The sequence below is a fragment of the Ruegeria sp. genome (assembly GCF_028066395.1).
In the GTDB taxonomy this organism is placed as follows: Bacteria; Pseudomonadota; Alphaproteobacteria; order Rhodobacterales; family Rhodobacteraceae; genus Ruegeria.
Genome location: NZ_JALCBM010000102.1, coordinates 3,164 through 10,316 on the forward strand (window position 1 = coordinate 3,164; position 7,153 = coordinate 10,316).

Below are 7,153 nucleotides of genomic sequence, written 5' to 3' on the forward strand. Positions count from 1 at the left end.
GGGTCGATCTGTTCCAGAAGGTCGGCGATGTCGGCGGCGTGCAGCGGCTCCATCAACTCGATCAGCTTGTCGCGGTCATCGACCTCAACTGCGTAAAGGATCGCGGCAACCGTGCGCGGGTCCAGCGCATAGGCGTCATCGTCCCGGGGCTGCTCGGGTCTGACCTCGTCACTGCCTGTCGTCATGTGCTGCCCCCTGTTCACGGCGATTGGCCCCTAAATAGAAGAAGCAGCTACCGGAAAACAATGACAATGGTCCGATTTACCCGCAAGTTTCGCCCCCCTATGCTGAGCGGTGGTTCAAAACGGGCGGAGAACAGGACAAATGGCGCAAAAGACGCTTTTGAAAGGGCGTGTTCTGGGGTTCAACGGATCGCCATTCGAGGACGAGCCGACGGACGCGGTGCGCGTGGATGAGGCGGTTCTGATTGAGGGTGACCATATCGCCGCTGTGGGATCGTTGGCTGATCTTTCGGCAGCCCATCCAGATGCAGCGGTCGTGGATTACAGGGATCACCTGATCATGGCCGGGTTCATCGACCCCCATGTCCACTATCCGCAGACCGCCATGATCGCCAGTTGGGGCAAACGCCTGATCGACTGGCTGAACTCGTACACCTTCCCCGAAGAGATGAAGTTCAGCGACCCGGACTATGCCGCCGAAATCGCCGGGCGCTATCTAGACCTGACCACCGCCCATGGCACAACGACCATGTGCAGTTTCTGCACCATCCATCCCGAAAGCGTGGATGCGTTTTTCACTGCAGCGCAGGCGCGTGGCCAGCGGGTGGTGGCCGGCAAGACCTGCATGGACCGCAACGCGCCCGAGGGGCTGCGGGACACGGCGCAAACGGGATATGACCAATCCAAGGCGCTGTTGCAGAAATGGCATGGAATGGATCGGATTTCCTATGCAATCACGCCTCGGTTCTCGCCCACTTCGACCCCCGATCAGTTGGAGGCGATGGGCGCGTTGTGGGCCGAACACCCCGATTGCCTGATGCAGACCCATCTGAGCGAACAGACCGATGAGATCGCGTGGGTCCGGTCCCTGTTCCCCAACGCGCGGGATTATCTGGACACTTATGAGCAATTCGGCCTGCTGGGCGGGCGCGGTCTTTTTGGTCACGTTATCCATTTGGAGGCCCGCGAACGGGATCGCTTGCGCGAGGTTGATGCGGCGTTGATACATTGTCCGACCTCCAACACCTTCATCGGGTCGGGCTTGTTCGACATGAACGGGCTGATGCGCGACGGGCACCGGGTTGGGTTGGCGACCGATACCGGTGGTGGGTCGAGTTTTTCCATGCTGCGTACGATGGCGGCCGCCTATGAGATCGGTCAGTTGCGTGGGCATCCGCTGCATCCGGCGCAGTTGCTGTGGCTGGGTACAGTGGGATCGGCCCGCACCCTGCGCATGGACGGTTGCATCGGCAATGTCGCCCCGGGGATGGAGGCCGATCTGGTTGTGCTCGATCTGGCCTCGACCCCCGCCATTGCCCAGCGTGAGGCTTGTGCCGACGATCTGTGGGAAGCGGTTTTTCCCACCATCATGATGGGGGATGACCGGGCGGTTGCGGATGTTTGGATCGGGGGCTCTCGTGTCGATAGGTGAGAGGATGCGCCTGCGGCGCATGCCTCCGGCGGGGATATTTTTGGCCAGATGAAGAGCGGACCCTTCTAACTGGCGAGGGCTTTTGCCAGACGGTTTTGGGTTTCGATGGTGCGGGGCAGATCGATTGTGGTGATGTGGCCGTCGCGCACGATTTGGCGGCCTTCGACGAACAGGTGTTTGACCCTTGTCGGGCCCACCAGCAACAGCGCCGCCGGGTCCCAACTGCCGGCGCTTTCTATGCCGGTTACGTCCCAGATCGCGATATCCGCGCGTTTTCCGGGCATCAGGCGGCCGCAATCGGGGCGGTTCAGCACATCCGCGCCGCCGCGGGTGGCGATTTCAAGCGCTTCGCGGGCGGACATGGCATCCGCCCCTTTGGCGACCCGTTGCAGCAGCATCGCTTGCCGCGCCTCGGCCATCATGTTGCCGCTGTCATTACTGGCCGAACCGTCCACACCCAACCCAACCGTCACGCCCGCGTCCCGCATCGCCCGCACAGGCGCGATGCCTGATCCGAGGCGGCAATTCGAGCAGGGGCAATGGGCCACACCAGTGCCGGTGCGGGCGAAGAGGTCGATCTCGGTCCCGTCCAGTTTCACGCAATGGGCATGCCAGACATCCGCGCCGGTCCAGCCCAGATCCTCGGCATATTGTCCCGGGCGGCAGCCGAATTGCGCCTGGGAATAGGCGATATCTTCGTCATTTTCGGCCAGATGCGTATGCAGCATCACCCCCTTGTCCCGCGCCAGCAGGGCGGCGTCGCGCATCAGCTCTCGGCTGACCGAGAATGGCGAGCATGGGGCGAGGCCTACGCGACACATCGCCCCTTCGGAGGGGTCGTGAAAGGCGTCGACGACGCGGATCATGTCGTTGAGGATGGCCGGTTCCGCCTCGACCAGACTGTCGGGCGGCAGGCCGCCGTCGCTTTCGCCAATGCTCATCGCGCCGCGTGTGGGGTGAAAACGCAGGCCCAGTTCGGCGGCGGCGGCAATGGTGTCCTCCAGCCGCGCGCCGTTGAGGTACAGGTAGAGGTGGTCGGAACTGAGCGTGCAGCCCGACAGTGCCAGCTCGGCCAGACCGATTTGGGTTGAGGTGAACATCTCTTCCGGGCCGAACCGCGCCCAGATCGGGTAGAGCGTTTTCAGCCAGCCGAACAGCAGCGCATCCTGCCCGCCCGGCACGGCGCGGGTCAGGGTTTGATAGAGGTGGTGGTGGGTGTTGACCAAACCGGGGGTGACGATGCAGCCGGTGGCATCGTGGATGTCCCCTTTGGTCGTCAGGCCCTGACCGATCTCGGCAATCTGGCCGTCACGGATCAGCAGATCGGCACCGGACAACTCGCGCCGGCCCTCATCCATCGTCAGGATCGAATCGGCGTTTCGGATCAATGTTTCGGACATTGCGCACTCCTGCATCTGCCCGTCTCAGTGCATCAGGAGTGTGAGCTGGTGGAAAACGGGCGCAAGAACCAGCTGGCGCGAGTTTAGACGGCCCCGCCCGGCGGGGCAACCGGGATCAGAACCGGCGCAGAACCTCCAACGCGGCGGCGTGGATGTCCGGGTTGGCCGCGGCCAGAACACGCCCGCCGTCATGGGCCGGGTTGCCGTGCCAGTCGGTGACGATCCCGCCTGCGGCCTGGATCAACGCAATCGGGGCCTGAATGTCATAGGGGTTTAGCCCGGCCTCGATCACCAGATCAACCTGCCCGGCTGCCAGCAGGGCATAGGCGTAACAATCCATGCCATAGCGCGTCAGCTTGGCCTGTTGTGCTACGGCGCGGAATGCCTCGGCCTCGACCTCGGTGCCAACCTCGGGGAAGGTGGTGAAGACAATGGCCTGATCCAGCGTGCGGGTCTTGCGGGTCGTCAGGGTGGTCTTGCCCATCGGGCCCTGGGCAAAGGCCTGCCCGTCGCAACCCACGAACCGTTCGCCGATATAGGGCTGGTCGATCACACCCAGAAACGGGCCGGTCTCTGTGGCCAATGCGATCAGAACGCCCCATGTGGGGGTGCCGCTGATGAACCCGCGCGTTCCGTCGATCGGATCAAGCACCCAGACCCGCCCGCTGGAACCCGCGCTTTGGCCGAATTCTTCGCCCAGAATACCGTCATCGGGGCAGTGTTTGGCCAGAACCGCGCGCATGGCTTGTTCGGCCGCGCGGTCGGCGGCGGTGACCGGGTCGAAACCGGCCTCCAGCTTGTTTTCGGCCTGAAGATCGGACTGGCGGAAAAACGGAAGAATGGCCGCGCGTGCCGCGTCGGCCATTTCTTCGGCAATCTCTAGATCGCTTTGTGGAGTGTGTCGCATCACCTACCCGTGCGGCGACCGCACCCCAATGTCAAGCCGCTGAAATCAGGCGACCTCACTCAGCACGCGGGCCAGTTCGAACAGGCGGCGGCGCTGGTTTTCCGGGATCGAATAGTAGGAGCGCACCAGATCCAGTGCTTCCTTGTCGCCCATCAGGTCAGCAGGCACCGATTTCTTTTCGGCATCGGTTTTCTGCGTCTCTTCCAGACCTTCGAAGAAAAAGCTGACGGGAACATCCAGAGCCTCGGCAATATCCCACAGGCGCGAGGCGCTGATCCGGTTGGCGCCGGTTTCGTATTTCTGGATTTGTTGAAACTTGATACCAACTTGCTGCGCCAGCTGTTGCTGCGTCATGCCAATCAGCCAGCGGCGGTGCCTAACGCGTTTGCCCACATGGACATCGACGTGATGGGTCATTGGTATTCTCCTTTTTTACTCACACAATCGTCCGGGAAAAACGGCAACAGGTGTCACCGCACATTTAGCAGGCTGTTGCTTAAGAACGCCCTAACCCGGAATGTGCCCCCCGAATGGCACCCCCGCGACAATATTGCTGCATTTGAAGAAATTTTCAAGCGGGTTGAATTCAAAACTGCGAATGGTTGTTTCCGGTTGTAACCCGCGCAGGGACGGTTTCCATTTTGGAAACAGGGAAATCATTCGGTCTGGCAGCGGCCCTCGCGGCGCTCGGTTTGCAATTGACATTTCCCCCCTCACACCCGCCAATGCACCCAAAATCCGGAGGGCCGAGATGCTGGCATATCGCATAAATTCCAAGGGGGCCAAGGCCGAGCTGTGTGATACGCCGGTTCCCCAACCCGGCGAGGGTCAGGTGCGCGTAGCGATCCGGGCCTGTGGCCTGAACTTTGCCGATTTGCTGATGCAAAAGGGCACCTATCAGGAAACCCCCGAAGCCCCCTTTACCCTGGGTATGGAAGTCGCCGGGATTGTTGACGAAATTGGAAACAATGTCAGCAATATCAAGCCCGGAGACCGCGTAGCGGTCTTTTCCGGCCAGGGTGGATTGGCCGAATTCGGGGTTTTTGACGCGGATCGGCTGTTGCCCCTGCCAGACTCACTGAATTTTGAAGACGCCGCGGCGATGCAGATCGCCTATGGCACCGGCCATGTCGCGCTGCACCATCGGGCGCGGCTGCAACCGGGCGAGACGCTGCTGGTCACCGGTGCAGCGGGTGGCGTCGGACTGACGGCGGTCGAGTTGGGCAAGCTGATGGGCGCGACCGTGATCGCTCAGGCGCGCGGGGCCGAGAAACTGGCCGTCGCGCAACAGGCCGGGGCGGATCATCTGATCGACGCTGACGAGGATTTGCGGGCCCGTGTTCTGGCCCTGGGCGGCGCGGATGTGGTGTATGACGCCATCGGCGGCGATGTCTTCAAGGCCGCCTTTCGCGCCACCAATCCCGAAGGCCGCCTGCTGCCCATCGGATTCGCCGGGGGTGAGGTGCCGCAGATTCCGGCCAATCACCTGCTGGTCAAGAACCTGACGGTGATCGGCGTCTATTTCGGGGCCTATCTGAAATTCCGCCCGGACATCATTCAGGACAGTTTCGCCACCCTGTTCCGCTGGCATGCCGAGGGGCGGATCAAGCCACATATCAGCCATACCTTGCCCCTGCGCGACGCCGCCCAAGGCATGCAATTGCTGAAAGAGCGTAAATCGACCGGCAAGATCGTCATCACGCCCTGACCGCCCCTACCCCACGGCCTTGAGCGGTGTGCCCCCCAGCAGGCGGACATTCTGCCGAACCAGCGCAGCCAATGCATCGACCACGGCGTCGCGCCCGGTCTCTCCGCCATAGAGGTTGATCTTATGGCCGGGCAGTTCGGGCAGCGCGCCACCCGAATCGATCTGCTCCAGATGCGCGGCTTCGGTCCCGTCCAGCATGGCGTGAATGGCCAGATCGGCACTGACCGTCGCCTCGATGGTGCGGTCGTTTTCGGTTTCCACCGACAATTCCCACGGCACGCCCGCCGCATCCAGCGCCGCAATCACCTGCGGGCGGAACATGCAGCGCCGCCCCACCGCCAGCGGGATCGGGTTCTTGCGCCAGGCCGACCCGCCCGGCGCGCCGATCCAGCGCAGGGGCAGTTCGGTTATGGTCTCGGCCCCGTCGGCACCCGTCGCCTCGGTCGTCAGAATCAGGTCGCATTCGCCGCGCTGATACATCTCTTTCAGTTGCAGAGAATATGAGGATATCAACTGCACCCGCACGCGCGGAAAATCCGCGTTGAACCGCTGCAACACGCGCGGGATCGCCGGGTAGACGATGTCATGGGGGACACCCAGCACCACCTCGCCCTCAAAGGCCTGATCGGTCAGTTTCGAGATCACCTCATCGTTCAGCGCGATCATCCGGCGGGCATAGGCCAGCAGTTGCTCGCCCGATGCCGTCAGCGCGATGGTGCGCCCGCTGCGGTCCAGCAAGTCCAGCCCCAGCAGGTCCTCAAGGCGTTTCAACTGCATCGACACTGCGGATTGCGTCAGATGCAGAAACCCCGCGGCGCGCGTGACCCCGCCATGGTCGGCAACGGCCACGAATGAGCGCAGGGTGGTGATGTCCAAATTTCGCATCTTCAATATTCCTTATGAGACTCGCCACAAACATTCATTTTCAAAATATGTCAGGTCACGCCATATAGATCAAGGAAATTGATCTTAACCCGTGATGCCATCACACAACCATGAAAGGGCAAAATTTATGACCCAAATTGCACTGACAAAACCGCGTCGACTGACCCGAACCGGTATTGGCCACAGGCTGTGGCAACGGCTGGGTGTGGCCAAACAACGCCGCGCCCTGGCCCGGCTGGACGACCGCGCCCTGGATGACATCGGCATCACCCGTGCCCAGGCCCGAACCGAGGCCGCCCGTCCGATCTGGGACGCCCCTTTGCATTGGCATAAATGCCTGAGATGACAGGCGGTTCACCCGAATTTGGCGGCATGGGCACACCAGCCGCCAAATTTGTTGATGGTTTTGCTGAGAATTGGACGCAAAACTCTTGAAACATAGGGCGCACTCTCCGATATTTGCTGGGAAGCTGGTCTGCGATGACGGGCCAGGCACAGAAACGTGAAGGGAGATCCTTTTATGGCACAATTCGACACGATCCGGACGGCGTCCGGCGCGCGCGCTGCCGAGATTGATGCGGGCCTGCGCGCCCATATGAACAAAGTCTACGGCACAATGTCCGTGGGCATGCTGATCAC

At 61.9% G+C, this 7,153-nt stretch carries 7 protein-coding genes and 2 pseudogenes; 4 read left to right on the forward strand and 5 right to left on the reverse strand.

The features are described 5' to 3' along the window. A pseudogene (locus tag MPJ51_RS20640) lies at positions 1-185 on the reverse strand (magnesium transporter); the annotation flags it as partial. A gap of 139 nt (positions 186-324) precedes the next feature. On the opposite strand from MPJ51_RS20640, the gene guaD reads away from it, so the two are divergent. After that, the gene (guaD, locus tag MPJ51_RS20645; protein ID WP_298390772.1) at positions 325-1,614 is read left to right on the forward strand and encodes a guanine deaminase; all 1,290 of its coding nucleotides are present in this window, start codon (positions 325-327) and stop codon (positions 1,612-1,614) included. Between the two features lie 65 nt (positions 1,615-1,679). Here guaD and MPJ51_RS20650 read toward each other — a convergent pair whose 3' ends face one another. From MPJ51_RS20650 to MPJ51_RS20660, 3 genes are all read right to left on the reverse strand, one after another. Continuing rightward, complete coding sequence (locus MPJ51_RS20650; RefSeq protein ID WP_298390775.1) at positions 1,680-3,014, reverse strand: 8-oxoguanine deaminase; 1,335 nt, start codon at positions 3,012-3,014, stop codon at positions 1,680-1,682. Between the two features lie 115 nt (positions 3,015-3,129). Beyond that, the gene (gene hisN, locus MPJ51_RS20655; protein ID WP_298390777.1) at positions 3,130-3,921 is read right to left on the reverse strand and encodes a histidinol-phosphatase; all 792 of its coding nucleotides are present in this window, start codon (positions 3,919-3,921) and stop codon (positions 3,130-3,132) included. Positions 3,922-3,966: 45 nt separating this feature from the next. Further along, positions 3,967-4,338: a helix-turn-helix transcriptional regulator gene (locus MPJ51_RS20660; protein ID WP_298390779.1), complete on the reverse strand. Its 372-nt coding sequence runs from the start codon at positions 4,336-4,338 to the stop codon at positions 3,967-3,969. A gap of 334 nt (positions 4,339-4,672) precedes the next feature. On the opposite strand from MPJ51_RS20660, the gene MPJ51_RS20665 reads away from it, so the two are divergent. After that, positions 4,673-5,629: an NADPH:quinone oxidoreductase family protein gene (locus tag MPJ51_RS20665; RefSeq protein WP_298390781.1), complete on the forward strand. Its 957-nt coding sequence runs from the start codon at positions 4,673-4,675 to the stop codon at positions 5,627-5,629. A 6-nt stretch (positions 5,630-5,635) separates the two neighbouring features. On the opposite strand, the gene MPJ51_RS20670 is transcribed toward MPJ51_RS20665, so the two are convergent. Beyond that, positions 5,636-6,514 carry a LysR family transcriptional regulator gene (locus tag MPJ51_RS20670; protein WP_298390783.1) on the reverse strand — a complete coding sequence of 293 codons (879 nt, stop codon included), beginning with the start codon at positions 6,512-6,514 and terminating at the stop codon, positions 5,636-5,638. Between the two features lie 127 nt (positions 6,515-6,641). Between MPJ51_RS20670 and MPJ51_RS20675 the strand changes: the two genes are divergently transcribed. Further along, positions 6,642-6,860 carry a DUF1127 domain-containing protein gene (locus MPJ51_RS20675; protein WP_298390785.1) on the forward strand — a complete coding sequence of 73 codons (219 nt, stop codon included), beginning with the start codon at positions 6,642-6,644 and terminating at the stop codon, positions 6,858-6,860. A gap of 174 nt (positions 6,861-7,034) precedes the next feature. Next, a pseudogene (locus MPJ51_RS20680) lies at positions 7,035-7,153 on the forward strand (BAX inhibitor (BI)-1/YccA family protein); the annotation flags it as partial.

Coding starts and splice junctions, on each gene's coding strand:
- guaD (WP_298390772.1), top strand. CDS start 325: ATGGCGCAAAAGACGCTTTTGAAAGGGCGTGTTCTGGGGTTCAACGGA.
- MPJ51_RS20650 (WP_298390775.1), bottom strand. CDS start 3,014: ATGTCCGAAACATTGATCCGAAACGCCGATTCGATCCTGACGATGGAT.
- hisN (WP_298390777.1), bottom strand. CDS start 3,921: ATGCGACACACTCCACAAAGCGATCTAGAGATTGCCGAAGAAATGGCC.
- MPJ51_RS20660 (WP_298390779.1), bottom strand. CDS start 4,338: ATGACCCATCACGTCGATGTCCATGTGGGCAAACGCGTTAGGCACCGC.
- MPJ51_RS20665 (WP_298390781.1), top strand. CDS start 4,673: ATGCTGGCATATCGCATAAATTCCAAGGGGGCCAAGGCCGAGCTGTGT.
- MPJ51_RS20670 (WP_298390783.1), bottom strand. CDS start 6,514: ATGCGAAATTTGGACATCACCACCCTGCGCTCATTCGTGGCCGTTGCC.
- MPJ51_RS20675 (WP_298390785.1), top strand. CDS start 6,642: ATGACCCAAATTGCACTGACAAAACCGCGTCGACTGACCCGAACCGGT.